The following is a 26875-nucleotide window of genomic DNA, read 5'->3' as shown; positions in this document are numbered from 1 at the left end:
TCAGCCGGTGCCGGTCAGTTGGTCCCGATCCGCGACAGCAGGTCGACGATCCTGTCCTGCACCTCTTCACTGGTGGACCGCTCCGCCAGGAACAGCACCGTCTCGCCGGAGGCCAGCCGCGGCAGGTCCGCCTGGTCGACGGCGGCCGTGTAGACGACGAGCGGGGTGCGGTTGAGCTGCCCGTTCGCCCGCAGCCAGTCGACGATCCCGGGGGACCCGGCCTGGGGCCGGTGCACCCGCATCAGGTCCATCACCACCAGGTTCGGCCGGAACTGCCCCGCCAGCGCCACCGCGTCGGCGTCACTCGCGGCCCGCGCGACCTGCATCCCGCGCCGCTCCAGCGTCCCGGTCAGCGCCAGCGCGATCTCCGCGTGCTCCTCGATCAGCAGCACGCGCGGGGGGTGCTGTTCGCTGTCGCGCGGCGCGAGCGCCTTCAGCAGTACGGCGGGATCGGCGCCGTACGCGGCATCGCGCGAGGCCTGTCCGAGCCCGGCCGTGACGAGCACCGGCACCTCGGCGGCCACCGCCGCCTGCCGCAGCGACTGCAGGGCCGTACGGGTGATCGGCCCGGTCAGCGGGTCCACGAACAACGCGGCGGGGAACGCCGCGATCTGCGCGTCGACCTCCTCGCGCGAGTGCACGATCACCGGCCGGTAGCCGCGGTCGCTCAGCGCCTGCTGCGTGGTGACGTCCGGCGCGGGCCACACCAGCAGCCGGCGCGGGTTGTCCAGCGGCTCCGGGGGCAGCTCGTCGTCCATCGGCTGCGGACGCGGCGGGTCCGCCACCTCGACGGCCCCGCCCGGACCGTCCAGCGGCTCGGGCCCCTCGGCGGCGTCCGCGTCGGGCGCCCCTATGGCGTACGACCGTCCGGTGCCCTCGGTCGTCGGCGCGAGCCGGGAGTGCGCCGGCGCGTGCGCGGGGGCGGGTACGGGCTCGGCCGGCGGGTGCGGGCGCGCGTTCTGCTCGTTGTCCGCGGCGGCCGGGTCGGGGCGCGTGCCGAGCTTGCGGCGGCGGCCGGAGCCGCCCGGCTGGTGCGGGGGAGGCGTGGCCGACGGCAGCGGCTGCTGCACCTGGGAGGCCTGCCGGTTGAACGGCACGCCCTGCCCCAGCGTCCGCACGCTGATCGCCCGTCCCTGTGTGGAGTTCGGATCGACCGGCGCCGCGGCCTCGGCGGGCAACGGCTGAGCGGCCCGCTGCACCGGCGCGCCCTCGGGCGGCAACGGGGTGCCGGCGGCGGGGGTCGGCTGCGCCGGACCCGCGGCCGCCGGTACGGCCGTACCGGCACCGGAGGTGTCACCGGCGGCGGGCCACTGCTGCGGGGCGGGGGCGCCTCCGGCCACGGCACCGGGCGCGGCCTCGGCGGGAAGCGGTTGCGCGGGGGGAAGCGGCTGCGCCGCCTCTGCCCGCGTCTGTCCCTGTGCGGGTGTGGGAGCGGGAGCGGATGCGGGTGCGCCGGGTGCCGGGGGCGTGGCACCTTGCGGCGGCACCGCGGCACCGTGTGCCGGCGCGGGAGCGCCTTGCGGGGGAACGGCGGCACCCGGTGCGGGTACGGGAACCCCGTGTGCCGGGACCGGGGCCCCCTGCGGGGGAACGGCCGCGCCCTGTGCGGACACCGGAGCCCCGGGTGCCGGGGGCGTGGTGCCCTGCGGCGGGACCGGAGCAGCTTGGGGTGCGACGGGAGCACCTTGCGGTGGGACGGTGGCACCCTGCGCGGGTACGGGGGCCCCTTGCGGGGGAACGGCCGCGCCCTGTGCGGGCACGGGGGCCCCGTGCGGCGGGACCGTGGCGCCTTGCGGCGGTACGGGAGCGCTCGGTACCGCCGCACCGTGTGCGGGTACGGGAGCACCTTGCGGTGGGACGGCGGCACCCGGTGCGGGCACGGGAGCCCCCTGCGGTGGAACCGGAGCAGCTTGGGGTGCGACGGGAGCACCTTGCGGTGGGACGGCGGCACCCTGCGCGGGCACGGGAGCCCCCTGCGGTGGAACCGGAGCCCCCTGCGGTGCGACGGGCGCCCCCTGCGCAGGCGCCGCCCCCCAATGCGCCGAGGCCACCGGGGCCCCCGGAGCCTGGGCGGTCGCCGTCGGCGCCGACGGAGCGGGAGCCTCGGCGGGGGTGCCGTCGGGCTCCGCCTGCTGGGCGGCGGCCCGCCGCCGACGGCCCGTCGGGGCGCTGGTGGGATGGGGTTGCGGCGGAGTGTGGTCGTCGGCCTGGTCGTGCGGAACGGCGTCATGGCGGCCGTTGTCGACCCCGGCCTGCCCGGCCTGCCCGATCGCCGCTGTCTGCCCGTTCGCCTCGGCCTGTGCCGCCTGCCCGGCCTGCTGCTCCTGGTCCGCCTCGGCCGGCGGCAGCGCGAACACCGTACGGGGCGCGGCCTCCTGCGCCGCCGCCCGCTCGGTGGCGGCGGCCAGCGCCCGCCGACGCCGTCCCGTCGGCTCCGACTGCCCCGAAGCCTGAGCCGGAACGTGCACCGCGACCCCGGCCTGGGGCGCGTCGGCCGCTCCGTCCACACCGGACGGCGCGGGCAGCGCCGGCGGCAGCGCGTGCTGTTCGCCGGAGCCGTGCCGGGCACGCTGCCCGGACGGCCCCGGTACTCCCTGCGGCGGTACGGTCCCGCCCAGCCCCGTGTTCGACGCGGCGGCCCCCGCCGCGTGCTCGGCGGCGGTGACGACGGCTCCCTCGGACACCCCGGCCGCCCCGGCGAGCTCGACCTCGGCACCCACCGCGGCCGGCGCGTTCTCGGCCGGCCGGCCACGCCGGCGCCCGGTACCGCCGGACGCCGCCTGCGCCGGAAGCTCCGCCTGCGCAGGAAGCTCCGCCTGCGCGGGCTCGTCGTCGGCGGCGGCCGCCCGGCGCCTGCGGCGGCCGGTGGGCGCGGACTCCGTATCGGAGCCGTCGTGCGCGCCCGGCACCTCGCTCCCCAGGAAGGCGTCCACGGACGCGCGCCGCGCCCGGCGCCGCCCGCCGCCACCGGGAGCCGGCTCGGCGGGAACGGCCTCCTCGGCCGGCACCGCCACCTCGGCGGTCGGCACGGACCCCGCCCCGCCCCCGATCGGCACCTCGAGGACGAACGCGCTGCCGCTCATCCCGGGCACCTCGTGCGTCTGCAGCACACCGCCGTGCGCCCGGACGATGCCGCGCACGATCGGCTCGTGCACCGGGTCGCCGCCGCCGTACGGTCCGCGCACCTCGATGCGGACGACCTCGCCGCGCTGCGCCGCCGCGACCACGACCGTGTTGTCCAGGTAGCCGCCCGCCGACACGGGCGTGTTGCCGGTCGCGTCGACGCCCGCGACGTCCGCGACGAGGTGCGCGAGGGCGGTAGCGAGCAGCCGCGGGTCGACCTCGGCCTCGATGGGCGGCGCGTGCACGGCGAACTGCACCCGTCCGGGACCGATGAGCTCCACGGCCCCGTCGACCCCGGCGGCGACGACGGCGTCGAGCATCACCTTCGTGCGGGCGACCTGCTCGCCGCCGGCGTCGAGCCGCTGGTAGCCGAGGACGTTGTCGATGAGGGTGGTGATCCGGGCGTAGCCGGCCGACAGGTGGTGGAGCACCTGGTTGGCCTCGGGCCACAGCTGCCCGGCGTCGTCGGCGGCCAGCGCGGACAGCTCCCGGCGCAGCTCGTCCAGCGGGCCCCGCAGGGACCGCCCGAGCAGGGTGAGCAGCTGGTCGTGGCGCGCGGCGAGAGCCTCGTAGCGGTCCTTCTCCCGCTCGCCGAGCGCGGCGTACCGCTCCTCGTTCGCGGCGAGTTCCTCCGCGTGCTGCTCGCGCAGCTCCTCCAGCTCGGTGACGTGGCCCTGGCGCAGGGCGGTGAGTTCGGAGGCGTGTTCCTCGGCGAGCCGCTCCAGCTCCTCGGCGTGCTCCCGCTCGGCCTTCTCCTTCTCCTCGACGAGCGCGTCGTGGGGGCGGCGGTCGAGGAACGTCATGACGGCGCCGACGAGCTGGTCGCCGTCGCGCACCGGCGCGGTCGTCAGGTCGACCGGCAGCTTGTCGCCGTTCTTGGCGTACAGCACCTGACCGCGCACCCGGTGCTTGCGCCCGGAGCGCAGGGTGTCGGCGAGCGGGGACTCGTCGTACGGGAAGGGGGCGCCGTCGGCGCGCGAGTGCAGGACGAGCGTGTGCAGTTCGCGCCCGCCGAGTTCGCCGGCCCGGTAGCCCAGTATCTGGGCGGCGGCCGGGTTGACGAGGACGATCCGCCCGTCGGTGTCGGTCCCGACGACGCCCTCGGAGGCGGCGCGCAGGATCATCTCGGTCTGCCGCTGCGAACGCGCCAGCTCGGCCTCGGTGTCGACGGTGCCGGAGAGGTCGCGGACGACGAGCATCAGCAGTTCGTCGCCGGTGTAGCCGTACGTGTCGTACGCCTGCTGGCCGGTCTCCAGATTCGCACTGGTGACCTCGACCGGGAACTCGGTCCCGTCGGTCCGCCGGGCGACCATCCGCGTCGGCTTGGTGCGTGCCCGGGGATCGATGTGGTCGGGCCGCCGCATGGACCCGGGGATGAGCTTGGAGTCGAACTGCGGCAGCAGATCCAGCAGCCCCCGCCCCACCAGCGCCGTGCCCGGGGTCTCGAACGCCTCCAGGGCGATGGCGTTGGCGTTGACGACCGTCCCGTTGGCGTTGACCAGCACCAGGGCGTCGGGAAGGGCGTCCAGTATGGCTGCGAGGCGAGCAGTGCCCCGGGATGGCCTGCTGCTCACGAGACGCTTCCTCCCTGTTACCGCGACGTACCGACCGCTCGGGCCATCTTGCCAACCTGCCCGCAGCGTGTCACGCGAGGGAGTCTAAGGGCTGGGATTGCTCCCGCGACGCCGGATGGGACGGACGTCGCACGGGGAGGTGACGGCGTTGTGACGCCCGGTGCGCCCGGAACCCGTGACTGCCTGCGCCGACGCGCCACGAACCTTCGCGGGACCTTTACGCCCCCTGTGCCCCGACTCGCCACCACGCGCCCCCCGCCGCTCCCGGTCACCCTCACGCGCGCCCCGCGGCGCGCGCCTCGGGCAGCAGCGGCACCAGCCGGTCCCAGCGGGCGATCTCGCATCCGTTCGTACGGTCGTAGGTCGCGTCGACGGGACGGCCGGCCCAGGTGCCGGTGACGCGGGCGGTGGCGGGCCCGCCGTACTGCAGGGTGCAGACGGTGTCCCGCGGCGCCGGGGCGAAGGCGTCCCGCCCCCACCGCGTGTTCCGCTCGACGGCCGCGCAGGCCCCGGCGGGGTCGGGGTGGCTGCCGCCACTGGGCCGGCACCGCACCTCGTACGTCCCGTCCGCCCCGCCGCCCGCGTCGCGCACGGTGACGGTGAGCCGGTCACCGCGCGGAGGCGCGTCCTGCGCGTACGCCGCCGGGGGCGCGGTGGACAACGAGGTGAGGGCCGCGACGGAGGCGGCGGCACCGACGACGAGCCGCCGCAGTCCGGGACGGGCGGCGGCGGGAGCCTGTGGGATGAGGTGCGACATGACCTGACCAACGCGCCACCGCGCGGGACGTTGCGCCCCACCGACGCGACGGCCGGAAGTGCTTTGCCCTGCGGGCTCCCCGCCTAGTACCGTGGGTGGCGATTGGTGACACCCCACACGGATGTGTCATCATCGGCACGCACCGAATCCGCTCGCGCTCACGCGCGGAAGGTTCTGTGCATGGAGGCGTCGCCTAGTCCGGTCTATGGCGCCGCACTGCTAATGCGGTTTGGGCCTTAAAGCCCATCGAGGGTTCAAATCCCTCCGCCTCCGCACCGTTCACGAAGCCCCGGCCCCTGCGGCCGGGGCTTCGTCGTTGCTACCCCCGTCCCCCCGCCGATCCCGCATTTGTGCAGGTCACAAGGGGTGAGCCAAACGGATTTCACATGGCGGCGGCAGTCATGTAATGTTCTTCCTGTCGCCGCGAGCGGGCCGAAAGGACCGGGGAGCGGCGAGATAACTGAAAAAGACAAGCACTCGTAGCTTAACGGATAGAGCATCTGACTACGGATCAGAAGGTTGCAGGTTCGAATCCTGCCGAGTGCACACGGAACAGAGGCCCCGGAGAGATCCGGGGCCTCTGGCGTTCCCGGTGTCATTCGGTGCCGGAGTCCGTGCCGGCCGCGGGGGTGTCGTGCCGGTGCGGGCCCCGCTGGCGCAGGAGCGCGGCGCGCAGGTGGTGGGTCAGGGCGGTGGCGGCCGCTGTGAGGAAGACGAACGTGTAGAGGATCTGCAGGACGGTGACCAGGCGGGCCGCCTGGCCGTGCGGGGTGATGTCGCCGTAGCCGACGGTGGCGAGGGTGACCAGCGTGAAGTAGAGGGCGTCCAGGCGGGTGGCGATGCCCTCGAGCTCGCCGGGGTGCTGGGCCAGGGCCTGGTAGGCGGTCGCGAAGACCAGGACGGACAGGCTCATCAGCAGGGGGATGACCAGCCCCGGGCGGACGCCCGGGCGGTCGAGCAGGACGTGGACGACCTGCCTGAGCAGCAGGAGCGCGATCAGCGCCAGGGCGAGGCCGAAGAGGATCCAGCTCAAGGCCGGGCGGTCCGGGCCCAGCCGGTCCAGGGGCAGGAGGAAGTACGCGGTGACCATCGCCGCCACGCCCGCCGCCTGGGCCAGCCAGGGCCACAGGGAGCTCCAGGCCGTGAACGCGCGCTCTACGCCCGGGACTCGCGGCGTGGCGCGCACAGGGCCCAGATGATGAAGCCGTCGATGACGACGAGGGTGATCGCCCAGACCGGCGCGTACGGCAGCCACACGAAGTTGGCGACCATGCTGAGTCCGGCCAGCGCGATGCCCACCGCGCGGGCCCAGGCGGCCCCGGTGAAGAGGGCGAGGCCGGCGGCGGTCACCGCGGCGCCGAGGATCAGGTGGACCCAGCCCCAGCCGGTCAGGCTGAACTCGTAGGTGAAGTTCCGGGTGGCGACGAAGACGTCGTCCTCGGCGATGGCGGCGATGCCCTGGAAGATCGCCATGATGCCGCCGAAGGTCATCAGGATCGCCGCTGCCGCCGTCCAGCTCGTCGCCCAAGGGCTCCTGGCCTCCCACCCGGCCCGGTGGTGGCGCGTGCCGCTGACATTGCTCGCCATGTGTCCGACCTTTCGGCTGTCCCCGAGCGTTGCGGCCCCTCGACCAGGCTTGCACTCCGGTCCGTACTCGGCACCTCGGCACGCGCGCCGTCTCAGTCGGTGCGGCAGTACTCCTCCAGGTAGCCGGCCGCCACCGCGTTCGCGCGCCGGAACCAGTCGTGGAGCACGGCGATCTCCTCCGGGGCGTAGTCGGCGAAGAGTTCGGTGATGCGGACGTAGTAGGGGTCGTAGATCTCGCGGGTGCGGGCCAGGGCGTCCGGCAGGGCGGCCACGCGGACGCGGCGGCGGTCCGCGGGGTCGGGGCGGCGGGTGATGTAGCCCGCGCGCTCCAGGCGGTTGAGGATCCCGGTCATCGCGCCCGTCGTGACGTGGACGCGGTCCGCCAGCTCACCGGCGGTGAGCAGGTTCTCGCCGGCCTCGATGACGAAGGCGAAGCAGGTCAGGTCGGTGACGTTCAGGCCCACCTGCTGGGCGATCTCGTGCTGGCCCACCAGGTGGGTCGCGATGAGCTGGTCCATCGCCCACAGCGCCTGCTCCGGCGTGGCGGGCTGGCGCGGCTTGGCTTGCATATTCCGGGTTCCTCTTTTTCCTTAGTGGGTGAGGGGTTTCTGTGCTAAATCTCTTACGACGTGAGAGATTCTTGGGTGACGCGGAGGGGGCGGGCACGTGAGCGCACATCCATATGACCACGGGCACACGGTCGCGGGATGGACGGGTTTCGGGATCGCCGGGGCCGGTACGGCGGTCGTGGGGTTCGGCGTCTGCACGGTGTCCGGGCCGCTGCTGGCCGCCGGGGCGTCGGTCGCCCTGGCCGGCCTCGTCGTCACCTGGGTGCTGCACCTCGCCGGGTGGGGCAAGCCGCCGGGGCCCCGGCCGAGGGAGCAGTGGGGGTGGCGGGTGCGGGACGTGAGCGCCCGGCAGGGGCATGCGGGATGCCTCGGCTGCCGGCTGGCCGGCCGGGGGCGGCCCGCGGCGCGGGAGGGGTCCGGGCGGGTCGTCGTACCCGCGGTGCGCGGTGGCGCGCACGACGCGCGTCCCGTGGGGGCGGGGCGGACCGACGGCTGAGCCGCGGGCGTTGTCAGTGGTGCCCCCTAGTCTCGTCAGAGATGGCACAGGCGTGGAGATGCTCGGGGCTGCGGTGGTCGGCGGACGGCCCGGTGCTGGCGTGGGAGGGCGGCCGGCGCTCCGCGCTGACCCGGGGGAAACGGGTGGCCTTCGGGGTGGGGGAAGGGGGAGTGCGGACATGTGTGGGGGCACGGGGGCACGCGTGTCCGCTCGGGGCGGCCGTCCCGGGGCGGAGCACGGGGGCGCGCTGCGAGGAGTGCGCCCGGCTGGACCGGGCGCACTCGGTGGCCGCCGACACCCTCGCGGACGATCCGCGGCCCTACCGCGTGTACCTGGCGTGGTTCGGGCCCGGGATGACCAAGGTCGGGATCACCGCCGTGCAACGGGGGTCGGCGCGGCTGCTGGAGCAGGGGGCGGTCTGCTTCAGCTGGCTGGGGACCGGGCCGCTGATGGCGGCGCGGCGCACCGAGGAGCTGCTGCGCGCCGCGCTCCGCGTGCCCGACCGGATCCCCTACGCGGGCAAGCGGGCGGTGCGGGCGGTCCTCCCGGCGGAGGAAGGGGACCGGGCGGCCGAGATCGCCGGGTTGCACGCGCGGGCGCTCGCCCTGGACGGGTGGCCGGAGTCGCTCGCCCGTGAGCCGTTCCGGCCGGTCGACCACGTCGGGGTGTTCGGCCTGTCGGGGGTGCCGGCCGCCGTGGGGGAGGTGAGCGAGCTGGTCGCCGGGGGCGCGGTGAGCGGGGAGCTGGTGGCCGCCGCCGGTCCCGACCTGCATCTGGCGACGGGGAAGGGGGTCATGGTGCTGGACACCCGGCTGCTGACCGGGTGGGGACTGTTTCCGGCCGGAGGGCGGGAGTTCGCGGTGCCGGTCAGAGCGGTCAGGGAACGGGCGGCGGCGCAGGACGGGCTGTTCTGACCCGGGTGCGCGGAACCCCTGGCCCCGGGGACGCGGAACCCCTGGCCCCGGGGCCCGGCATCCTCTGGCCCCGGTCCCGGCCCCCTCTGGACCCCGGGCGCGGTCGCGGGTGATCGTGGGCGGCATGACCGCTCACCCCGACATCCGTACCGAAGCCGACGACGTACGGCGCTTCTGGGAGGGGCTCGGACTGCCCGGGCTCGTCGACGTGCACACGCACTTCATGCCGGAGCGGGTGCTGCGGAAGGTGTGGGCCTACTTCGACGCGCTCGGGCCGCTCACCGGCGGCGTCGAGTGGCCGATCACCTACCGGGAGGAGGAGGCCGCACGGGCCGCGCTGCTGCGGGAGTTCGGCGTGCGGGCCTTCACCGCCATGCTCTACCCGCACAAGCCGGGCATGGCGTCCTGGCTGAACGGCTGGGCGGCCGGCTTCGCCGCCCGCACCCCCGACTGCCTGCACACCTCGACGCTCTTCCCCGAGCCCGGGGTCGTGGACCACGTCCGGGACGCCGTCGACGCCGGCGCGCGGGTCTTCAAGGCACATGTGCAGGTCGGCGCGTACGACCCGGCCGACGAGTCGCTCGACGGCGCCTGGGGACTGCTCGCCGAGGCGGGCGTCCCGGTGGTGATCCACTGCGGGTCCGGGCCCGCACCCGGCAAGCACACCGGACCCGGACCGATCGCCCGGGTCCTGGCCCGGCACCCCCGGCTGCGGCTGATCGTGGCGCACCTCGGCATGCCCGAGTACGAGGACTTCCTGGACCTCGCCGAGCGGTACGGGGAGGTGCGGCTGGACACCACGATGGCGTTCACCGACTTCAGCGAACGCCTGGCGCCGTTCCCCCGGCGGGCCCTGCCCCGGCTGGCCGCCCTCGGCGACCGCATCCTGCTCGGCTCGGACTTCCCCAACATCCCCTACCCCTACCTCCACCAGCTCCGCGCGCTGGAGGGGCTGGGGCTCGGGGACGCCTGGCTGCGGGCGGTGTGCCACGACAACGCGGCCCGGCTCTTCGGCCTGCCCGGCTGAGCGGGGCCGACCTCCCCGGCTGAGAACGGCCTGTGAGTTTCTCAGGTAAAACACAGGTTCCCGAAAGGGTGCTCTCAGAGGCCCCGGACATCGTGTGCGGTATGACCACGATCTCGCCCCAGGGGCGCACCGAACTGCTGAGGCCGGACGGGAGCCCCGTCCGCGTGCTTGTGGTGGACGACGAGCAGTCGATCACCGAACTGCTGTCCATGGCCCTGCGGTACGAAGGCTGGCAGATCCGCAGCGCGGGGGACGGCCAGGGGGCCCTCCGCACCGCACGCGAGTTCCGGCCCGACGCCGTCGTCCTGGACATGATGCTGCCGGACATGGACGGGCTGGCCATCCTCGGCCGGCTGCGCCGCGAGCTGCCGGACGTGCCCGTGCTGTTCCTCACCGCCAAGGACGCCGTCGAGGACCGTATCGCCGGACTGACCGCCGGCGGCGACGACTACGTCACCAAGCCGTTCAGCCTGGAGGAGGTCGTCGCCCGGCTGCGCGGACTGATCCGCCGCTCCGGCGCGGCCGACCGCCGCTCCGAGTCGATGCTGGTCGTCGGCGACCTCACCCTCGACGAGGACAGCCATGAGGTCACCCGCGGCGGCGACGGCATCCACCTCACCGCCACCGAGTTCGAGCTGCTGCGCTTCCTCATGCGCAATCCGCGGCGCGTGCTCAGCAAGGCCCAGATCCTCGACCGGGTCTGGTCGTACGACTTCGGCGGGCAGGCGAACGTCGTCGAGCTGTACATCTCGTACCTGCGCCGGAAGATCGACGCGGGCCGGGAGCCGATGATCCACACCCGGCGCGGCGCCGGCTACATGATCAAGCCCGCGGTCTCGTGAGCGCACGACGACGACCGCGTCCGCAGCGGCGGGCGCGCACCCCGCGCACCCCCCGCACCCTGCGGACGCGGCTCGTCGTCGCGTCCGTGGTGCTGATCGCGGTGGTGTGCGCGGTGATCGGCACGGTGACCACGCTGGCGCTGCGGTCCCATCTGTACGAGCAGCTCGACGGCCAGGTGGGCGAGGTGGCCAAGCGCGCGGCGGGCGGTCCCGAGAAGGACGGGCCGCCACTCCAGCTCCTGGGGGGTGAGGATCCTCTCGACTTCGTCACCATGGGCCCGCAGGGCATCGGCACCATCGGCGTCACCATCAAGGGCGGCCGGGTCGCCGACGGGGTCGTCAGCAGGGACAAGACGGAGAACGGTGTCCCGACGTCCGAGGCGGCGCGGCTCACCGCGGCCCAACTCGCGGCCGTCGCCACCGTGCCGCGCGACGGCCATCAGCACACCGCGTACATCCCGGGCCTGGGCGAGTACCGGGTGCAGTACGAGAGCGGCCGGAAAGGCGAGTTCTACGTCGCGCTGCCGACCGACGACACCAACGACACGATCAACACCCTCATCCTGGTCGAGGTCAGCGTCACCGGCGCCGGACTGGTCGCCGCCGGGATCGCCGGGTACGTCCTGGTCGGCGTCGCCACCCGTCCCCTCCGCAAGGTCGCCGCCACCGCCACCCGCGTCTCCGAACTGCCCCTGCACACCGGCGAGGTGAACCTCGAGGAGCGCGTCCCCGAGTCCGAGTGCGACCCGCACAGCGAGGTCGGCCGGGTCGGCGCCGCGCTCAACCGGATGCTCGACCACATCCACGGGGCGCTGCACGCCCGCCAGGAGAGCGAGACCCGGGTACGGCAGTTCGTCGCGGACGCCAGCCATGAGCTGCGCACCCCCCTGGCCTCCATCCGGGGCTACGCCGAACTCACCCGGCGCGGCCGGGAGCAGGTCGGCCCCGACACCCGGCACGCGCTCGGGCGGATCGAGTCCGAGGCGAGCCGGATGACCCTGCTCGTCGAGGACCTGCTGCTGCTCGCCCGGCTGGACGCCGGCCGGCCGCTCCAGTTCGAGGAGACCGACCTCGTCCCGCTCGTCGTGGACACCGTCAGCGACGCCCGCGTCGCCGGCCAGGACCACGTCTGGCGCCTGGAGCTGCCCGACGAGCCCGCCCCGGTGTGCGCCGACGCCGCCCGGATCCAGCAGGTCCTCGTCAACCTGCTGGGCAACGTCCGCAACCACACCCCGCCGGGCACCACCGTCACCGCGCGGGTGCGCCGCAACGGGCACTGGCTCTGCGTGGACGTGGTGGACGACGGGCCGGGCATCGCGCCCCATCTGCTCCCGCACGTCTTCGAACGGTTCGCGCGCGGCGACTCCGCGCGCACCCGCGCCACCGGCTCGACCGGGCTGGGCCTGGCCATCGTGCAGGCCGTGACGACCGCGCACGGCGGTGCCGTGACCGTCGACAGCGTGCCCGGACGCACCGCGTTCACGCTCCATCTCCCCGCCGTGGAACCGCGGTTGCAGACCGAGCCGTACTCACAGCCACGGCACAGCCTCACCACACGGGCACGACAGGACGCCTGAGCAGAGTCGGTCCCATGCGAACCGATTCTTCTCCCGGCACCCTGCCGGCGCGGGAGCACCTCCCGGCCGCCGGAGCGGGCACGCCGGTCCTGGACGTAGTGATCCCCGTCTACAACGAGGAGAAGGACCTCAAGCCGTGCGTCCGCGGACTGCACGAGCACCTGACCCGCACCTTCCCCTACGCCTTCCGCATCACGATCGCCGACAACGCCTCCACGGACGGCACCCCGCACGTGGCCGGCCGGCTGGCGGAGCGGTTCCCGGAGGTACGGTCGGTGCGCCTGGAGCAGAAGGGACGCGGCCGGGCGCTGCGGACCGTCTGGTCCGCCTCGGACGCCCCCGTCCTCGCCTACATGGACGTGGACCTGTCCACCGACCTCAACGCGCTGCTGCCGCTGGTCGCCCCGCTGATCTCCGGCCACTCCGACCTCGCCATCGGCTCCCGGCTGAGCCGCAGCTCACGCGTGGTGCGGGGCGCCAAGCGGGAGTTCATCAGCCGCTCGTACAACCTGATCCTGCGCGGCTCGCTGCAGGCCCGCTTCTCCGACGCGCAGTGCGGGTTCAAGGCGATCCGCCGTGACGTGGCCCAGGTGCTGCTGCCCCTGGTGGAGGACAGCGGCTGGTTCTTCGACACCGAGCTGCTGGTCCTCTCCGAGCGCGCGGGCCTGCGCATCCACGAGGTGCCGGTCGACTGGGTCGACGACCCCGACTCCACCGTGCACATCGTGAGGACGGCGACCGACGACCTCAAGGGCGTCTGGCGGGTCGGCAGGGCGCTGGCCACCGGCTCGCTGCCGCTGGACCGGCTCGCCCGGCCCTTCGGCGACGACCCGCGCGACCGGAACATCGAGGACGTACCGCAGGGACTGGCCCGCCAGCTGGTCGGCTTCTGCGTCGTCGGCGTCCTGTCCACCCTCTTCTACCTGCTGCTCTACAGCGGCTTCCGGACCTTCACCGGCTCCCAGGTCGCCAACGGGTTCGCCCTGCTGATCTCGGCGGTCGCCAACACCGCCGCCAACCGGCGGCTCACCTTCGGCGTGCGGGGGCGCGGCGGGGCCGTACGGCACCAGGCGCAGGGCCTGGTCGTCTTCGGCATCGGTCTCGCCCTGACCAGCGGCTCGCTCGCCGCGCTCAACGCCGCGGCCGGCGACCCCGCCCACTCCACCGAGCTGGCGGTGCTCATCGCGGCGAACCTCGCGGCGACCGTGCTGCGGTTCCTGCTCTTCCGCGCGTGGGTCTTCCCGGACCGCGACCGGTTCCCCGGGACCGCCGCCCCTTCCCGGCAGGACGTCACCCCCGACTGGCGGAACGTCTCCGCCGCGCCCGACCGGCAGAACGTCTCCGCCGCCGCCCCCGCCTGGCAGGACGCGACCCTGCCGCTCCAGCCGGTCCGTTCGCCGCTCCCCACCCGTCCGTCCCGGCCTTCCGGCTCCGAACCGAGGGACTTCCGATGACCACGCAGTACGACCAGACGAGTCCCCCGGCGGACCCCGCCGCCTGGGGACCCCCGGAGGGAGCCCGGCACGCGGCCCCCGGCACGGGCGAACCCCGCGGGCCCCTCGCCCGCAGGGCATGGCGCGGCCGGCCCGAGGACCCCCGCTGGGTACGCCCCGCCTTCCTCGGCCTGCTGCTGGCGACCGGACTGCTGTACCTCTACGACCTGAGCGCCTCCGGGTACGCCAACTCCTTCTACTCGGCGGCCGTCCAGGCGGGCAGCGAGTCCTGGAAGGCGTTCTTCTTCGGTTCGCTGGACGCGGCGAACGCCATCACCGTGGACAAGCCCCCGGCCTCGCTGTGGCCGATGGAGCTGTCGGTACGGATCTTCGGCCTGAACTCCTGGGCGATCCTGGTGCCCGAGGTGCTCATGGGCGTCGGCACGGTCGCCGTCGTGTACGCGGCCGTGCGCCGCCGCTCCGGCCCGGCGGCCGGTCTGATCGCGGGCGCGGTCCTCGCGCTCACCCCGGTCGCGGCGCTGATGTTCCGGTTCAACAACCCGGACGCGATGCTGGCGCTGCTGATGTCCGTCGCCTGCTACCTCGTCGTCCGCGCCCTGGAGGACGGCCGGACGAAGTGGCTGGTGTGGGCCGGGGCCGCGATCGGCTTCGCGTTCCTCGCCAAGACCCTCCAGGCCTTCCTGATCCTCCCGGCCCTCGCACTGGTCTACGGCGTCTGCGCGCCCGTGCGGCTGAGGAAGCGGCTGGGGCAACTGGCCCTGGCGACCCTGGCGCTGGTCGTCTCCGGCGGCTGGTGGGTGGCCGTCGTCGAGCTGTGGCCGGCGTCGTCGCGCCCGTACGTCGGCGGCTCGCAGAACAACAGCTTCCTGGAACTGACCTTCGGCTACAACGGTCTCGGCCGGCTCAACGGCGAGGAGACCGGCAGCGTCGGCGGCGGTGGCGGCGGTGCGGGCGGCGGACAGTGGGGCGAGACCGGCTGGGACCGGATGTTCAACTCCGAGATCGGCAGCCAGATCTCCTGGCTGCTGCCCGCCGCGCTGATCCTGCTCGTCGCCGGGCTGGTCCTCACCCGGAAGGCCGCGCGGACCGACCTCGCCCGCGCCTCGTTCCTGGTGTGGGGCGGCTCGCTGCTGATGACCATGGTCGTCTTCAGCTTCATGGCCGGCATCTTCCACCAGTACTACACGGTGGCCCTCGCCCCGTACCTCGCGGCCGTGGTCGGCATGGGCGCGGCGGCCCTGTGGGAGAAGCGGCGGGCGTCGTGGGCGTCGCTCGCCCTCGCGGCCGCCGCCACGGCCACGGCCGCCTGGGGGTACGTGCTGCTCGACCGCACGCCCGACTACCTGCCGTGGCTGAAGTGGCTGGTCCTGGTCGGCGGGCTGGTCGCGGCCCTCGGGCTGGTCTTCGCGGGCAGGGTGGGGCGCCGGGTGGCGCTCGCGGCGGCGGGGCTGGGCCTGGTGGCCGCGCTGGCCGGTCCGACGGCGTACACGCTGAGCACCGTGCAGGAGGGACACACCGGCTCGATCGTCACCGCCGGTCCGGCCGGGGCGAGCATGGGCGGCGGTCCCGGCGGGGGCGGCCGGGGCGGCGGCTTCCCCGGCGGGGGCGGTCCCGGCGGGCAGAACCAGCAGGGCGGCCAGGGGCAGCAGGGCGGCCAGGGCCAGACCCCGCCCGGCGCGGGCGGCGACGGGACCGGGGGCTTCCCCGGCGGCGGACCCATGGGCCAGGACGGCCAGAACGGGCAGGGTGCCCCGCGGAACGACACCGGCGACAGCGCCGAGGGCGGTGTGCCCGGCGGCGGCATGGGCGGCCTGCTCGGCGGCGCGGAGGTCGACTCCGAGGCGAAGGAACTGCTGGAGGCCGACGCCGGTGACTACACCTGGGCCGCCGCGGCCGTCGGCGCCCAGAACGCCGCGAGCTACCAGCTCGCCACCGGTGAGCCCGTGATGGCGATCGGCGGCTTCAACGGCACCGACCCGTCCCCGACGCTCGCGCGGTTCAAGGAGTACGTGGCCGAAGGGAGGATCCACTACTTCGTCGCCGGCGGCGGCATGGGCGGCGGCTCCGGCAGCTCCGCGCAGATCTCCGCCTGGGTGCAGGAGAACTTCGAGGAGGTGACGGCCGGCTCGGCCACCTTCTACGACCTCACGCGGAAGACGACCGACGGCTGACGATCCCCCGGCGCGGGGCGAGGGCGGTGACATCCCATGTCACCGCCCTCGCCTGCTCACTCCCCCTCGACCAGCCGCGCCGGGAAACCGCCGGTCGCCACCGGGCCCCAGCGCTCCGGAGTGATCCGGATGATCGACTTGCCCTGCTTGACCATGGCGGCGCGGTACTCGTCCCAGTCCGGGTGCTCACCGGCGATGTTCCGGTAGTACTCCACCAGCGGCTCCACGGACTCGGGCGAGTCCACCACCTCGGCGGTGCCGTCGATCTGGACCCACGGCCCGTTCCACTCGTCGCTCAGGACGATCAGGCTCACCCGGGTGTCCCGCTTGGCGTTGCGGGTTTTCGCGCGCTCGGGGTACGTGGAGACCACGATCCGGCCCGAGTCGTCGACCCCGCAGGTCAACGGCGAACCCTGGGGACCGCCGTCGGCCCGCCGGGTCAGCAGGATCGCCCGGTGCCGGGGCCGTACGAAGTCCAGCAGCTCGTCGAGGGAGACGCGGGTGTTCGTCGCGATGTCGGGTGCCATGGCGTCAGCCTAGGCCGCCATGGCCTCCGGGAGGTTGTCGTACACGGGGACGTCGCGGCGCAGGCCGGTCAGTTCCAGCACGCGGCTCGCCACGCCGTCCGGGCGGGCCACCACGTACACGCGGGTGCCGGGGCGCAGCAGCCGGCGCATGTCGTTGACGAGGCGGACGCCCTGGGAGTCCATGAAGAGGGTCCCGGTGAGGTCGAGGACCAGGATCCGGGGCCGCCGGCCGTCGCCGGTGCACGCCCTGGAGAGGACGGCGTCGAGGAGGTCCCCGGCGTTGGAGAAGTCGATCTCCGGGGGGAACCGGAACAGCGCGTGCTCGGACGCGTCACGCGGCTCGGAGGGGTTCGGCGGGAAGGTCACGGCATTCACCTGGCAGACATGAGTCGTCCGGGATTCCGGTGAGGCCACTTCCTGACCCGTCCGCCCATTGCACCACGCCGGAGGGCGTCGGTGGAAGCGGGCCGGGGAGGCGAGCGGCCCGGGCGCCGAGACCGCAGGTCCGGGCGTCACCTCATCGCAACCGAACAGATAGAGTTCTGTGCGTCCTGTGCTCGCAGTCGGGAATGTGCTGCGGAGCTCTCCTGCGCACGGTCATGAGGCCGTGCATGCCGAAGAGGTTCGTGGTGGCTGCGTCCCGGTTTTCTGATTTGCCCCGTTTCCCAGCTGGATTGGAGCTGGCGGAAGCGCTCACGGCGGCGGCACGGCGACTGCACGAGACGACCACCCCGGAGAGCACCCTGGACACGGCCGTCCGTCTCGCGGTCGACCTCGTGCCCGGTGCCGACCACGCGGGCATCTCCGCCATCGAGCGGGACAACCGGCGCTCCACGCTCGCCTGGACCGACGACGTCGTGCGCACCGCCGAGGAGGAGGGTGACCCCGGGGCCGGGCACCAGCCGTACTGGCACCGCCTGTGGAACGCCCCCGTGGCCGAGGTGGAGGACAGCGAGAACGGTGAGGGCGACGACGCGCTCTCCGGACTCGGCCTGCGTTCCGTGCTGTCGCTGCGGCTGCGGGCCGACCGCCGTCGGCTGACCGTGCTCACCGCCTACGCCCGCAAGCCGCGCGCCTTCGACGAGACCGCGCTGCGGATCGGCCGGCTGTTCACCGCGCACGTCGGCATCGCCCTCGACTCCGCCACCGTGCGCGAGCAGCTCACCGAGGCCATGCGCACCCGGGACCTGATCGGCCAGGCCACCGGCATCCTCATGGAGCGCCTGGACATCGACGCGGCCGGCGCCTTCGACAGCCTGGTGCGGGCCTCGCAGCGGGAGAACGTCAAACTGCGCGACCTCGCCCGCCGCATCGTCGACCCGCCCGGCGCCCCCTGACGGGGCCTCACGAGGGCCCTACGAGGGCTCACGCGGCCGGGAGCGACTCCCCCTGGACGGCCTGGACGTCCAGCTCCACCCGGAGGGTCGTGCCGATGGCCGCGATGCCGGCTTGGACGACCTGGTTGTAGTTCATCGCGAAGTCCTCGCGCCGCAGTTCGGCCGTGGCGCGGAAGGCCGCCCGGGTGCCGCCCCAGGGGTCCGCCCCGGTGCCGAGGTAGGCCAGGTCCAGGTCGACGGGGCGCACGACGCCGCGCATGGCCAGCTCGCCGTGGACCGTCCAGCGGTCGGAGCCCGCCGCGGTCAGACCGGTGGACCGGTAGGTGATCTCGGGGTACCGCTCGACGTCCAGGAAGTCCGCGGACCGCAGATGGGCGTCGCGCGTCCCGTTGCCGGTGTCGATGGACGCCGCCCGGATCACTGCCTCCACGCGGGACCCGGCGACGTCGTCCGGCGCGACCTGCACCCGGGCCGCGAACTCGGTGAACCGGCCCCGCACGCTGGAGATGCCCAGGTGCCGGGCGACGGCCGCCACGCTCGAGTGCGCCGGGTCCACGGTCCACGGCCCCGGCGGCGGCAGCTCGGTGCCGCCCTGCCGGGCCAGCGTCACCGTCCCGACCTCGGCCCGCCCGCTCGCGGTGACGATCGCACTGGCGGCGGCGGGTGCGTATCCGACCGCGGTGACGACGACGGTGTACGCCCCCGGCGCCAGCGCGGTGGTGTCCCGGACGGCGCCCTCGGCGTCCGCCCCGGCGCGCAGCACCTGCGCACCGGTCCCGTCGGTCACCGTGACGACCGCGTGCGACACGGCCCATCCGTCCCGGGTACGGATCCTCGCGGTCAGTGACATCCCGTTTTCTCCCTGCAAAGCCTTACGAAATGGTCATGAACGGACCGGCCCGCGGCGGGGGCGCGTCTCCGCTACAGGACGCGCCCGCCCGCCACGGGCCGGGGTTTCGCTACTCGCCCGGGTGGGCGAGCTCGATGTCGTGGCCGTCGACACCGGGGCCGGTGACCGTCAGCGCCGTCGCCACCGGCGGGTAGCCCGTGGCGATGACGGTGTACTCGCCGCCGTCCAGGTCGGCGAAGGCGTACGCCCCGTCCGCGCCGGTCGTCGCCGTGCCGGCCACGTTGCCCGCCGCGTCGACCAGGGTGACCCGGGCGTCGGCCAGCGGACCGTGCGGGGCGCGGACCACGCCCCGCACCTGCGCGCCGGTCTCCAGGTCGACCTCGACCCGGGTGACCCCGGTGCCGCCCACCTCGACGGGCAGGGCGCGCGGCCGGTACCCGGCGGCGTTCACCGCCACGGTCACCGCGCCCGGCACCAGCTCGGCGAACGAGAACTCGCCCTGCTCACCGGTGCTCCCGGTGGCCAGCAGGTCCCCGCGCACATCGGTGACGATCACCATCGCGTCGCGCACCGGCAGCCCGGTGCCGGCGGTGCGGACCAGTCCGGTCAGCCCGCTGGTGCCGCTGAGCAGGATGTCGTAGGCGAGCGGTTCTCCGTTCACCACGACCGTGGACGCCTGCGGCTGGTGGCCGTCGGCGGCGGCGATCAGGACGTACGACCCGGACCCGGGCGCGTCCACCGCGTACGCGCCGTCGGCCTGCGCCACCGACCGGCCCAGCTGGCGCCCGCCCAGCGAGATCAGCGTGACGGCGGCCTGCGGCACGGGCGCGCTGTCGGCGCCACGCACGACACCGCGTACCGGGATGCCGCCGGAGGCGGGTGCCTCCGGCTCACCGGAGCCGGCCGCCGTGGCGACGGCGGCGAGCCGCCGCGTGGCCGAGGTGCCCGGGGGCGCCGGTGCCGGGGCCGTCACCGCGTCGGCCGGAACCGGCTCGCCGGTGACGCGGGCGGCCTCGGCGGGGGCCGGTGCCGCCGGCGGGGCGGTCCCGGCCGTGGCCTCCGCGGCCTGGGCCAGCGCGCCGGAGGTGCGCAGCGGGACCTCCTTGATGAACAGCGTCACCAGGAAGGCGAGCAGGGCGACCGGCGCGACGTACAGGAAGATGTCGGCGATGCCGTGCCCGTAGGCGCTCTCCAGCCAGGTGCGGATGGACGGGGGCAGCAGGTCCATGTCGGGGATCGTGCCGCTGCCGGAGGCCTGGGCGGCCGCCGCCTGCTCCTGCGGGCTGAGCTGCCCGATGGTGTCCTGGGCGTAGCCGCTGATCCGGCTGGACATGACCGAGCCGAGCACGGAGACGCCCACCGCGCCGCCGAGGGACCGGAAGAAGGTCACGACGGAGGAGGCCGCGCCCAGGTCGCCCGGGGCCACCTGGTTCTGCGTGCACAGGACCAGGTTCTGCATCATCATGCCGACGCCGAGACCCATGAGCGCCATGAAGACGCCGATGTGCCAGTACGGGGTGTCGTAGCGCATGGTGCCGAGCAGGCCCAGGCCCGCCGTCAGCAGGACGCCGCCGACCAGCAGCCAGCTCTTCCACTTCCCGGTCTTGGTGATGACGATGCCGGAGACCGTGGACGATATGAACAGGCCGCCGATCATCGGGATGGTCATGACGCCGGACATCGTCGGTGACTTGTCCCGGGCCAGCTGGAAGTACTGGCTGAAGTAGACGGTGCCCGCGAACATCGCGATGCCGACGAACAGCGAGGCCAGCGAGGCCAGCGTGATGGTGCGGTTCCGGAACAGCCGCAGCGGGATGATCGGCTCGCTCGCCCTAGACTCGACGAAGAGGAAGACCAGCGTCAGGACGAGCGCGCCGCCGACCATGGCGCCGGTCTGCCAGGACAGCCAGGAGTACTTGTCGTCGGCGAAGGTGACCCAGACGAGCAGCAGGCAGACGGCCGCGGTGACGAAGAAGGCGCCGGCCCAGTCGACCTTGACCTTCCGCTTGACCACGGGCAGGTTCAGCGTCTTCTGCAGCACGATCAGCGCGATGACCGCGAAGGGCACGCCGACGTAGAGGCACCAGCGCCAGCCGAGCCAGCTGGTGTCGGTGATCACGCCGCCGAGCAGCGGACCGCCGACGGTCGCGACGGCGAAGGTCGCGCCCAGGTAGCCGGAGTAACGCCCGCGCTCACGCGGGGAGATCATCGCGGCCATGATGATCTGCGCCAGGGCGGACAGACCGCCGCCGCCGAGGCCCTGGATGGCACGGGCGGTGATCAGCATCGCCGGGTTCTGCGCCAGACCGGCGATGACGGAGCCGATGACGAAGACGACCAGTGCTGACTGGACCAGGACCTTCTTGCTGGTCAGGTCGGCGAGCTTGCCCCACAGGGGGGTGGAGGCGGTCATCGTCAGCAGCGAGGCGGTGACGACCCAGGTGTAGGCGCTCTGGCCGCCGCCGAGGTCGGAGACGATCTCGGGCAGGGCGTTGGTGACGATGGTCGACGACAGGATGGCGCAGAACATGCCGAGCAGCAGCCCGGACAGCGCTTCCATGATCTGCCGGTGCGTCATCGGAGCGTCTGCGGAGGAGCCTCCCCCGTGCTTGGCATGAGCCCGCACACCGGCTGGTGTGGTCGTTGCCATGGACTTCCTTCTCTTATGCGCTTGCGGGTGTACGGGTGGTCCGTTCGGGAGCGGGAGGTGCCGGGCGGGGTGCCGCCCGGCAGTCGCCGAAGCTGTCCCTGAGCCGGGCCATCAGCTGGGCGAGCCGGCCGACCTCGTCGTCGGACCAGTCGTCCAGGCGCTCCGCGAGGAGCTGGGTGGTCCGCCGGAACAGCTCGTCGAGCCGGCTCCGGCCGGCGGGGGTGAGGCGCAGGATGCGGGACCGTTTGTCGGCGGGGTCGGCGGAGCGTTCGAGCCAGCCGCGCTCGGCCAGGTGCGCGACGTGCCGGCTGGTGACCGACATGTCCACGGACAGCAGCTCGGCGAGCCTGCTCATGCGCATGTCGCCGTGGCGGCCGAGCAGCGTCAGCACGGCGGCGGAGCCGCTGGGGCAGTCGGCCGGCATGATCCGGTTCATTTCCCGCTTGACGGCGCCGAAGGCGCTGAACTGTCGCACCAGCTCCTCGTACTGCGCCTGCTCGGCCATGCCACCTCCCGTTTTGATTGCTTAGGGCAACGATAGGAATAAGTGGTTGCTGCAGGCAAGCAAGAAGGGGGCTCCCGGCCAAAAAACTTGGCAAAGGCAAGTAATCGCGAAAGTAAACCCGCAGGTCCGGGCTTCCGCCACCCCTTGCCCGCGCCCCCGCTTGGGCGCCTCACCGGGCATTCGCTAGGGTCTCGGGGCATGGCTAACACCCAGGGCCCGCAGGGCAACCACGACCCCGCCGGCAGCACCCAGATGTTCCGCGCGTTCGTCGACGAGGAACCCCAGGGCCGGCAGGCCGCCGCGACCGGCGGCGGTCCGCGGATCGGCCTGATCGTCGGCGTCGTCGTCGCCGTGGCGGTCGTCGCCGCGGTGGCCTGGCTCGCGCTGAAGTAGCCCGCGCCGAAGCGGCCGGAAACGCGGCGGCCGCCGTTGCGCCCGTGCTGGGCGCCCCGGCGGCCACGAGTCCGTTTCCGCGTACGGAGCGCCCCGCCGGCGCCCCGCGCTGTGCCGTTCCTCAGTCCGAGATGAGGCCCTCCCGCAGCTGGGCGAGCGTCCGGGTGAGCAGCCGCGAGACGTGCATCTGGGAGATGCCGACCTCCTCGCCGATCTGCGACTGGGTCATGTTGGCGAAGAAGCGCAGCATGATGATCCGCCGCTCCCGGGGCGGCAGCTTGGCCAGCAGCGGCTTGAGCGACTCCCGGTACTCCACGCCCTCCAGCGCCGTGTCCTCGTAGCCGAGGCGGTCCGCGAGCGAGCCCTCGCCGCCGTCGTCCTCGGGGGCGGGGGAGTCCAGCGAGGACGCCGTGTACGCGTTGCCGACCGCGAGGCCGTCGACGACGTCCTCCTCCGACACGCCCAGCACGGCGGCGAGTTCGGTGACCGTCGGGGAGCGGTCCAGCTTCTGGGAGAGCTCGTCGCCGGCCTTCGTCAGCGCCAGCCGCAGCTCCTGCAGCCGGCGCGGCACCCGCACCGACCACGACGTGTCGCGGAAGAACCGCTTGATCTCGCCGACCACCGTCGGCATCGCGAACGTCGGGAACTCCACGCCCCGTTCGCAGTCGAAGCGGTCGATCGCCTTGATCAGCCCGATGGTGCCGACCTGGACGATGTCCTCCATCGGCTCGTTGCGCGAGCGGAACCGCGCCGCCGCGTACCGCACCAGCGGCAGGTTGAGCTCGATCAGGGTGTCCCGGACGTAGGCGCGCTCCGGGCTGTCCTCGTCCAGTACGGCGAGCCGCAGGAACAGGGAGCGGGACAGGGTGCGGGTGTCGAGGGCCGCCGTGTCCGGAAGTTCCGGAGCGGGTACGGCCGCGAGGGCCGGTCCTTCGTCGATGGGACCGAGTGCGTCGAGAGCATGGGGAGCTGTCTCGCTCTCCGCGAGCGTGAGCACCTTCGAGCTGCCCTGTTCTGCGGACATGCCACCCCCTTTGGGTCGCGGGACGGTCGCGGCGGGCGCTCCCCGATCGAGGAACGCAGCCATCACCTGGAATACCGGCGCCGAGGCTCCGGCAAACGCGCTTCCCGCAGAATGTCACATGTCGGCAACACGCTGTAGTGACATGTCGACATCCGAGATGTGAATCAGCCCTGGAAACAAGGGGTCTGACGGCCTTTCGGGTCAGAAAAGCGCAGAACAACCCTGTTGGGTGATTCGCTCTTCCCGGTTACGCCTCGATCCTGTTTGCGGATCGCAGCCGCTGGAAGCTACGCGCCAGTAGGCGGGACACGTGCATCTGCGAGACGCCGAGTTCCGCACTGATCTGCGACTGGGTGAGATTGCTGTAGTAACGCAGCAGCAGGATGCGCTGCTCCCGTTCGGGCAGCTGGACGAGCAGGTGCCGGACGAGGTCGCGGTGCTCGACGCCGTCCAGGGCGGGATCCTCGTACCCCAGCCGGTCCAGCAGTCCGGGCATCCCGTCGCCCTCCTGCGCGGCCTCCAGCGAGGTGGCGTGGTACGACCGTCCGGCCTCGATGCAGGACAGCACCTCCTCCTCGGTGATGCGCAGCCGCTGGGCGATCTCGGCGGTCGACGGGGAGCGCCCGTGGGCGGTCGTCAGGTCCTCGGTCGCGCTGTTGACCTGCACCCACAGTTCGTGCAGCCGGCGCGGTACGTGGACGGTGCGGACGTTGTCCCGGAAGTACCGCTTGATCTCGCCGACCACCGTCGGCATCGCGAACGTCGGGAACTGCACGCCCCGGTCCGGGTCGAAGCGGTCGATGGCGTTGATCAGCCCGATGGTGCCGACCTGGACGACGTCCTCCATCGGCTCGTTGCGGGAGCGGAAGCGGGCGGCGGCGTAGCGCACCAGGGGCAGGTTGGCCTCGATGAGCGCGGCGCGCACGCGGGCGTGTTCCGGCGTGCCCGGCTGCAGCTCCTTGAGCTGGCCGAAGAGCAGTTGTGTCAGGGCCCGGGTGTCGGCGCCGCGACGCTTGGCGGGGCCCATCGGCGGGTCGGCGGCTGCGGACGGGTCGACGGCTGTGGAGGGGTCGGTGGCGGACGGGTGGGCCGCGGGTGGGTCGGTGGTGGAGGGTTCGGCCGCGGACGGGTCCGGGGCGGACCGGGCGGAGGCCGGGGCCTGGACCGCGTCGGGGGACACCTCGTCCTGGGGCGGCGCAGTACTGGCCGGCACGGTCAACGCCACCTCTTCATCGCTCACATCGTCCGTCAACTCATCCGTCAAAAGCGGTCATAGCATCACAAGACTGACTCACCGTGCGCAAGCACCGCATATTCCGTGTTGAGTGATGGATACGGGCGTACGGAACAGCAAAACCCCCCGCCGTCATGGCGGGGGGTTCCAGGGGCCGGAGTGTCAGAACTCGTAGTCGGCGATCACCCACGTGGCGAACTCGCGCCACAGTCCGACACCCGCCTGGTGCTCCGGGTGCTCCACGTACCGGCGCAGCGCCTCCGCGTCCTCGAACGCCGAGTTGATGGCGAAGTCGTAGGCGATGGGGCGGTCGCTGATGTTCCAGGCGCACTCCCAGAAGCGGATCTCCGGGATCCTGCCGCCGAGCGAGCGGAAGGCCTCCACGCCCTCCACGACCCTCGGGTCGTCGCGCTCGACGCCCTCGTTCAGCCGGAAGAGCACCAGGTGGCGGATCATCACTTTCCTCCGTTGGCCAGCCAGGTCATGAAGTCGCCGACGGCCTTCGCGGCGTCCGATATGCCCTCGAACCCTATCTGGACGTAGTCGGCCGCCTTGGCCGGGTCCGTGATGATCAGATACAGCACGAAGACCACAAGGACGTAGACGGCGATCTTCTTCGCGTTCACCGCCATCGCGGCCCCCCTGTCACTGGTGTCACATCAGCATCGAGCGGGCCCATGATCGCACGAAGGGCCCCGTCTGACGACGGGGCCCTTCACCAGCGGTAGCGGAGGGATTTGAACCCTCGGTGACTTGCGCCACACTCGCTTTCGAGGCGAGCTCCTTCGGCCGCTCGGACACGCTACCGAGGGAGACCCTACAGCAAGGTGGGGCGTGGTTTGAAATCGGTATTCACCGGTTCCGGAAGAACTCGGTGAGCAGCCGGGCGCACTCGTCGGCGAGCACGCCCCCGATCACTTCGGGGCGGTGGTTGAGCCGCCGGTCGCGGACGAGGTCCCACAGGGAGCCGGCCGCGCCCGCCTTCTCGTCCCGGGCGCCGTAGACCACCCGGTCCACCCGTGACTGCTGGACCGCCCCCGCGCACATCGTGCACGGTTCCAGCGTCACCACCAGGGTGCAGCCGGGCAGCCGCCACTCCCCGAGCCGTGCGGCGGCCCGCCGGACGGCGAGGACCTCCGCGTGGGCCGTGGGGTCGCCGACGGCCTCGCGCTCGTTGTGGGCGGCGGCCAGCACGGTGGTGCCGTCCGGGGCCAGTACGACGGCGCCGACGGGGACGTCCCCGCCCCGGACGGCCCGTCCGGCCTCGTCCAGGGCGAGCCGCATCGCGGGCCGCCAGGGATCGCGTACCGGGTCCGGCGGTTCTGGCGGTTCCGGCGGTTCCGGTGTGTTCGGCACGGTCAGCGGACGGTCTCCAGGACCTCCGAGGCGCCCAGGGCCTCGGCGATCTCGGTGAGGGCGTCCTCGGTCATCGAACGCAGCTCCTTCTCGCTCACGCCCAGGTCCTCCAGGACCTGCGCGTCACCGACCGGTCCGTGCGGCACGGCTTCGGCGGGGCCGGTGGACGCGGCGCCGTCGTCGGCGTCGGCGTCCTCGTCGTCCGGTTCACCGTCCTCCGTGCCGTCGAGGTCGAGGGCGTCCAGGTCGGGGACGTCGTCCCCGGGCTCCCGGCCGAGCAACTCGTCGGTGAGCAGGATCTCGCCGTAGCTGCTGCGGGAGGCGGCGGCGGCGTCGGAGACGTAGACCCGAGGATCCTCCTCGCCGTCCACGCGGACGACACCGAACCAGCCGTCCTCCTGCTCGATCAGCACGAGCACCGTGTCCTCGTCCGGAGAGGCCTCCCGGGCCAGGTCGGCCAGATCCGACAGGGTTTCCACATCGTCGAGCTCCGTGTCGCTCGCTTCCCACCCGTCTTCGGTGCGCGCGAGCAGTGCGGCGAAGTACACCGTGACTCTCCCACTGGTCATAGGCGTGCCGGTTGGGGGTCCCCCCGGCGGAGGTGTTGCGGGCGGGGGGACGGTGCTCCGAGCCCCACCCACTCGGAATCGTGGCAGAAACAAGGCCGTCAGGGGACGTCTTCGGCTCCCTGTGTCCGGCGTTTTGATCGCAGTCCGCCGATGCGTCCACGAAGGACTCACCAGCGAACTCCTTGTCGCCACGTGCGGATCGTACGCGGACTCACGGGCCTTCCCCGCACGGGCACTTCGGCAAACGCGTGCGCGTGGCGCGATCTTCCCGCGGCCGGGTGGGATTTTCCCGTGGCCGGACGGGGTCTTCCCGTGGCCGGACGGGGTCTTCCCCGGTGC

At 73.3% G+C, this 26875-nt stretch carries 25 protein-coding genes and 3 tRNA genes; 11 read left to right on the top strand and 17 right to left on the bottom strand.

Features of this window, described 5'->3' with window-relative positions; translation table 11 throughout:
* Positions 1 to 14 precede the first annotated feature (14 nt).
* Positions 15 to 4697, bottom strand: a complete 4683-nt coding sequence (locus tag AB0A94_RS22365) for a PAS domain-containing protein (RefSeq protein ID WP_361746805.1) — start codon at positions 4695 to 4697, stop codon at positions 15 to 17.
* 274 nt (positions 4698 to 4971) lie between these two features.
* On the bottom strand, positions 4972 to 5454 hold the full coding sequence (locus tag AB0A94_RS22360; protein WP_361746804.1) for an SSI family serine proteinase inhibitor: 483 nt from the start codon (positions 5452 to 5454) through the stop codon (positions 4972 to 4974).
* A 182-nt stretch (positions 5455 to 5636) separates the two neighbouring features.
* Here AB0A94_RS22360 and AB0A94_RS22355 point away from each other — a divergent pair.
* Together AB0A94_RS22355 and AB0A94_RS22350 are read left to right on the top strand one after the other, a co-directional pair.
* A tRNA-Ser gene (locus AB0A94_RS22355) sits at positions 5637 to 5727 on the top strand.
* A 200-nt stretch (positions 5728 to 5927) separates the two neighbouring features.
* A tRNA-Arg gene (locus AB0A94_RS22350) sits at positions 5928 to 6000 on the top strand.
* 49 nt (positions 6001 to 6049) lie between these two features.
* Here the strand turns inward: AB0A94_RS22350 and AB0A94_RS22345 are convergent.
* From AB0A94_RS22345 to AB0A94_RS22335, 3 genes are all read right to left on the bottom strand, one after another.
* Positions 6050 to 6544, bottom strand: coding sequence for a potassium channel family protein (locus tag AB0A94_RS22345; RefSeq protein WP_361746927.1), 495 nt, complete (start codon positions 6542 to 6544; stop codon positions 6050 to 6052).
* Positions 6545 to 6609: 65 nt separating this feature from the next.
* Positions 6610 to 7041 (bottom strand): hypothetical protein, encoded by a 432-nt coding sequence (locus tag AB0A94_RS22340; RefSeq protein ID WP_361746802.1) that lies wholly within the window; start codon positions 7039 to 7041, stop codon positions 6610 to 6612.
* A gap of 92 nt (positions 7042 to 7133) precedes the next feature.
* On the bottom strand, positions 7134 to 7610 hold the full coding sequence (locus AB0A94_RS22335; RefSeq protein WP_361746800.1) for a MarR family transcriptional regulator: 477 nt from the start codon (positions 7608 to 7610) through the stop codon (positions 7134 to 7136).
* Positions 7611 to 7707: 97 nt separating this feature from the next.
* Here AB0A94_RS22335 and AB0A94_RS22330 point away from each other — a divergent pair, with 97 nt between their 5' ends.
* The 7 genes from AB0A94_RS22330 (at position 7708) to AB0A94_RS22300 (ending at position 16091) form a co-directional block, all read left to right on the top strand.
* Positions 7708 to 8106, top strand: a complete 399-nt coding sequence (locus AB0A94_RS22330) for an HGxxPAAW family protein (RefSeq protein WP_361746798.1) — start codon at positions 7708 to 7710, stop codon at positions 8104 to 8106.
* A 41-nt stretch (positions 8107 to 8147) separates the two neighbouring features.
* Positions 8148 to 9020, top strand: a complete 873-nt coding sequence (locus AB0A94_RS22325) for a DUF2797 domain-containing protein (RefSeq protein WP_361746796.1) — start codon at positions 8148 to 8150, stop codon at positions 9018 to 9020.
* A gap of 124 nt (positions 9021 to 9144) precedes the next feature.
* A complete protein-coding gene (locus AB0A94_RS22320) occupies positions 9145 to 10047 on the top strand; it encodes an amidohydrolase family protein (RefSeq protein WP_361746794.1) in 903 nt (300 codons plus the stop codon).
* A 101-nt stretch (positions 10048 to 10148) separates the two neighbouring features.
* Positions 10149 to 10889, top strand: a complete 741-nt coding sequence (locus AB0A94_RS22315) for a response regulator transcription factor (protein ID WP_199822037.1) — start codon at positions 10149 to 10151, stop codon at positions 10887 to 10889.
* Complete coding sequence (locus tag AB0A94_RS22310) at positions 10886 to 12466, top strand: HAMP domain-containing sensor histidine kinase (protein WP_361746791.1); 1581 nt, start codon at positions 10886 to 10888, stop codon at positions 12464 to 12466. The genes AB0A94_RS22315 and AB0A94_RS22310 overlap by 4 nt, the downstream gene beginning before the upstream one ends.
* Before the next feature lie 14 nt (positions 12467 to 12480).
* Positions 12481 to 13920 (top strand): bifunctional glycosyltransferase family 2/GtrA family protein, encoded by a 1440-nt coding sequence (locus AB0A94_RS22305; RefSeq protein ID WP_361746789.1) that lies wholly within the window; start codon positions 12481 to 12483, stop codon positions 13918 to 13920.
* Entirely contained in the window at positions 13917 to 16091 is a 2175-nt protein-coding gene (locus tag AB0A94_RS22300; protein ID WP_361746787.1) for a glycosyltransferase family 39 protein, read from the top strand. Before AB0A94_RS22305 ends, AB0A94_RS22300 begins: the two co-directional genes overlap by 4 nt.
* Positions 16092 to 16147: 56 nt before the next feature.
* Here AB0A94_RS22300 and AB0A94_RS22295 read toward each other — a convergent pair whose 3' ends face one another.
* Positions 16148 to 16618 (bottom strand): PPOX class F420-dependent oxidoreductase, encoded by a 471-nt coding sequence (locus AB0A94_RS22295; RefSeq protein WP_361746785.1) that lies wholly within the window; start codon positions 16616 to 16618, stop codon positions 16148 to 16150.
* 9 nt (positions 16619 to 16627) lie between these two features.
* A complete protein-coding gene (locus AB0A94_RS22290) occupies positions 16628 to 16993 on the bottom strand; it encodes an STAS domain-containing protein (RefSeq protein ID WP_361746783.1) in 366 nt (121 codons plus the stop codon).
* A 236-nt stretch (positions 16994 to 17229) separates the two neighbouring features.
* On the opposite strand from AB0A94_RS22290, the gene AB0A94_RS22285 reads away from it, so the two are divergent.
* Positions 17230 to 17955 (top strand): ANTAR domain-containing protein, encoded by a 726-nt coding sequence (locus AB0A94_RS22285; RefSeq protein WP_361746781.1) that lies wholly within the window; start codon positions 17230 to 17232, stop codon positions 17953 to 17955.
* 28 nt (positions 17956 to 17983) lie between these two features.
* Here the strand turns inward: AB0A94_RS22285 and AB0A94_RS22280 are convergent, their stop codons facing one another.
* The 3 genes from AB0A94_RS22280 to AB0A94_RS22270 all read right to left on the bottom strand — a co-directional run bounded on the left by AB0A94_RS22280 (position 17984) and on the right by AB0A94_RS22270 (position 21960).
* Positions 17984 to 18805: a YceI family protein gene (locus AB0A94_RS22280; RefSeq protein WP_361746779.1), complete on the bottom strand. Its 822-nt coding sequence runs from the start codon at positions 18803 to 18805 to the stop codon at positions 17984 to 17986.
* A gap of 109 nt (positions 18806 to 18914) precedes the next feature.
* Positions 18915 to 21455 (bottom strand): MFS transporter, encoded by a 2541-nt coding sequence (locus tag AB0A94_RS22275; protein ID WP_361746777.1) that lies wholly within the window; start codon positions 21453 to 21455, stop codon positions 18915 to 18917.
* Positions 21456 to 21468: 13 nt separating this feature from the next.
* Complete coding sequence (locus tag AB0A94_RS22270; protein WP_361746775.1) at positions 21469 to 21960, bottom strand: MarR family transcriptional regulator; 492 nt, start codon at positions 21958 to 21960, stop codon at positions 21469 to 21471.
* A 198-nt stretch (positions 21961 to 22158) separates the two neighbouring features.
* Between AB0A94_RS22270 and AB0A94_RS22265 the strand changes: the two genes are divergently transcribed.
* A complete protein-coding gene (locus AB0A94_RS22265; protein WP_361746773.1) occupies positions 22159 to 22353 on the top strand; it encodes a hypothetical protein in 195 nt (64 codons plus the stop codon).
* A 121-nt stretch (positions 22354 to 22474) separates the two neighbouring features.
* Here AB0A94_RS22265 and AB0A94_RS22260 read toward each other — a convergent pair whose 3' ends face one another.
* From AB0A94_RS22260 to AB0A94_RS22230, 7 genes are all read right to left on the bottom strand, one after another.
* On the bottom strand, positions 22475 to 23377 hold the full coding sequence (locus AB0A94_RS22260; protein ID WP_361746771.1) for an RNA polymerase sigma factor SigF: 903 nt from the start codon (positions 23375 to 23377) through the stop codon (positions 22475 to 22477).
* A gap of 247 nt (positions 23378 to 23624) precedes the next feature.
* Positions 23625 to 24596 (bottom strand): SigB/SigF/SigG family RNA polymerase sigma factor, encoded by a 972-nt coding sequence (locus AB0A94_RS22255; RefSeq protein ID WP_361746925.1) that lies wholly within the window; start codon positions 24594 to 24596, stop codon positions 23625 to 23627.
* A 177-nt stretch (positions 24597 to 24773) separates the two neighbouring features.
* Positions 24774 to 25067 carry a Dabb family protein gene (locus tag AB0A94_RS22250; protein WP_361746768.1) on the bottom strand — a complete coding sequence of 98 codons (294 nt, stop codon included), beginning with the start codon at positions 25065 to 25067 and terminating at the stop codon, positions 24774 to 24776.
* Positions 25067 to 25243, bottom strand: coding sequence for a hypothetical protein (locus AB0A94_RS22245; protein WP_217128813.1), 177 nt, complete (start codon positions 25241 to 25243; stop codon positions 25067 to 25069). The genes AB0A94_RS22250 and AB0A94_RS22245 overlap by 1 nt, the downstream gene beginning before the upstream one ends.
* A 90-nt stretch (positions 25244 to 25333) precedes the next feature.
* A tRNA-Ser gene (locus AB0A94_RS22240) sits at positions 25334 to 25418 on the bottom strand.
* Positions 25419 to 25463: 45 nt separating this feature from the next.
* Positions 25464 to 25895, bottom strand: a complete 432-nt coding sequence (gene tadA / locus AB0A94_RS22235; protein WP_361746923.1) for a tRNA adenosine(34) deaminase TadA — start codon at positions 25893 to 25895, stop codon at positions 25464 to 25466.
* A 74-nt stretch (positions 25896 to 25969) separates the two neighbouring features.
* A complete protein-coding gene (locus AB0A94_RS22230) occupies positions 25970 to 26515 on the bottom strand; it encodes a hypothetical protein (RefSeq protein ID WP_361746920.1) in 546 nt (181 codons plus the stop codon).
* Between the last annotated feature and the right edge of the window lie 360 nt (positions 26516 to 26875).

It is taken from the genome of Streptomyces sp. NPDC044984, from assembly GCF_040646935.1.
Lineage (GTDB): Bacteria > Actinomycetota > Actinomycetes > Streptomycetales > Streptomycetaceae > Streptomyces.
Note: the sequence above shows the minus strand (reverse complement) of the source record. Positions and strands in the feature narration are given on the sequence as shown.

Bases quoted from the DNA above. Each gene is read 5' to 3' on its own strand.
- AB0A94_RS22250 (WP_361746768.1), bottom strand. From the start codon at position 25,067: ATGATCCGCCACCTGGTGCTCTTCCGGCTGAACGAGGGCGTCGAGCGC.
- AB0A94_RS22300 (WP_361746787.1), top strand. From the start codon at position 13,917: ATGACCACGCAGTACGACCAGACGAGTCCCCCGGCGGACCCCGCCGCC.
- AB0A94_RS22340 (WP_361746802.1), bottom strand. From the start codon at position 7,041: ATGGCGAGCAATGTCAGCGGCACGCGCCACCACCGGGCCGGGTGGGAG.
- AB0A94_RS22325 (WP_361746796.1), top strand. From the start codon at position 8,148: ATGGCACAGGCGTGGAGATGCTCGGGGCTGCGGTGGTCGGCGGACGGC.
- AB0A94_RS22280 (WP_361746779.1), bottom strand. From the start codon at position 18,805: ATGTCACTGACCGCGAGGATCCGTACCCGGGACGGATGGGCCGTGTCG.
- AB0A94_RS22270 (WP_361746775.1), bottom strand. From the start codon at position 21,960: ATGGCCGAGCAGGCGCAGTACGAGGAGCTGGTGCGACAGTTCAGCGCC.
- AB0A94_RS22295 (WP_361746785.1), bottom strand. From the start codon at position 16,618: ATGGCACCCGACATCGCGACGAACACCCGCGTCTCCCTCGACGAGCTG.
- AB0A94_RS22345 (WP_361746927.1), bottom strand. From the start codon at position 6,544: ATGGTCACCGCGTACTTCCTCCTGCCCCTGGACCGGCTGGGCCCGGAC.
- AB0A94_RS22245 (WP_217128813.1), bottom strand. From the start codon at position 25,243: ATGGCGGTGAACGCGAAGAAGATCGCCGTCTACGTCCTTGTGGTCTTC.
- AB0A94_RS22260 (WP_361746771.1), bottom strand. From the start codon at position 23,377: ATGTCCGCAGAACAGGGCAGCTCGAAGGTGCTCACGCTCGCGGAGAGC.
- AB0A94_RS22275 (WP_361746777.1), bottom strand. From the start codon at position 21,455: ATGGCAACGACCACACCAGCCGGTGTGCGGGCTCATGCCAAGCACGGG.
- AB0A94_RS22265 (WP_361746773.1), top strand. From the start codon at position 22,159: ATGGCTAACACCCAGGGCCCGCAGGGCAACCACGACCCCGCCGGCAGC.
- AB0A94_RS22320 (WP_361746794.1), top strand. From the start codon at position 9,145: ATGACCGCTCACCCCGACATCCGTACCGAAGCCGACGACGTACGGCGC.
- AB0A94_RS22360 (WP_361746804.1), bottom strand. From the start codon at position 5,454: ATGTCGCACCTCATCCCACAGGCTCCCGCCGCCGCCCGTCCCGGACTG.
- AB0A94_RS22285 (WP_361746781.1), top strand. From the start codon at position 17,230: ATGCCGAAGAGGTTCGTGGTGGCTGCGTCCCGGTTTTCTGATTTGCCC.
- AB0A94_RS22315 (WP_199822037.1), top strand. From the start codon at position 10,149: ATGACCACGATCTCGCCCCAGGGGCGCACCGAACTGCTGAGGCCGGAC.
- tadA (WP_361746923.1), bottom strand. From the start codon at position 25,895: ATGCGGCTCGCCCTGGACGAGGCCGGACGGGCCGTCCGGGGCGGGGAC.
- AB0A94_RS22335 (WP_361746800.1), bottom strand. From the start codon at position 7,610: ATGCAAGCCAAGCCGCGCCAGCCCGCCACGCCGGAGCAGGCGCTGTGG.
- AB0A94_RS22305 (WP_361746789.1), top strand. From the start codon at position 12,481: ATGCGAACCGATTCTTCTCCCGGCACCCTGCCGGCGCGGGAGCACCTC.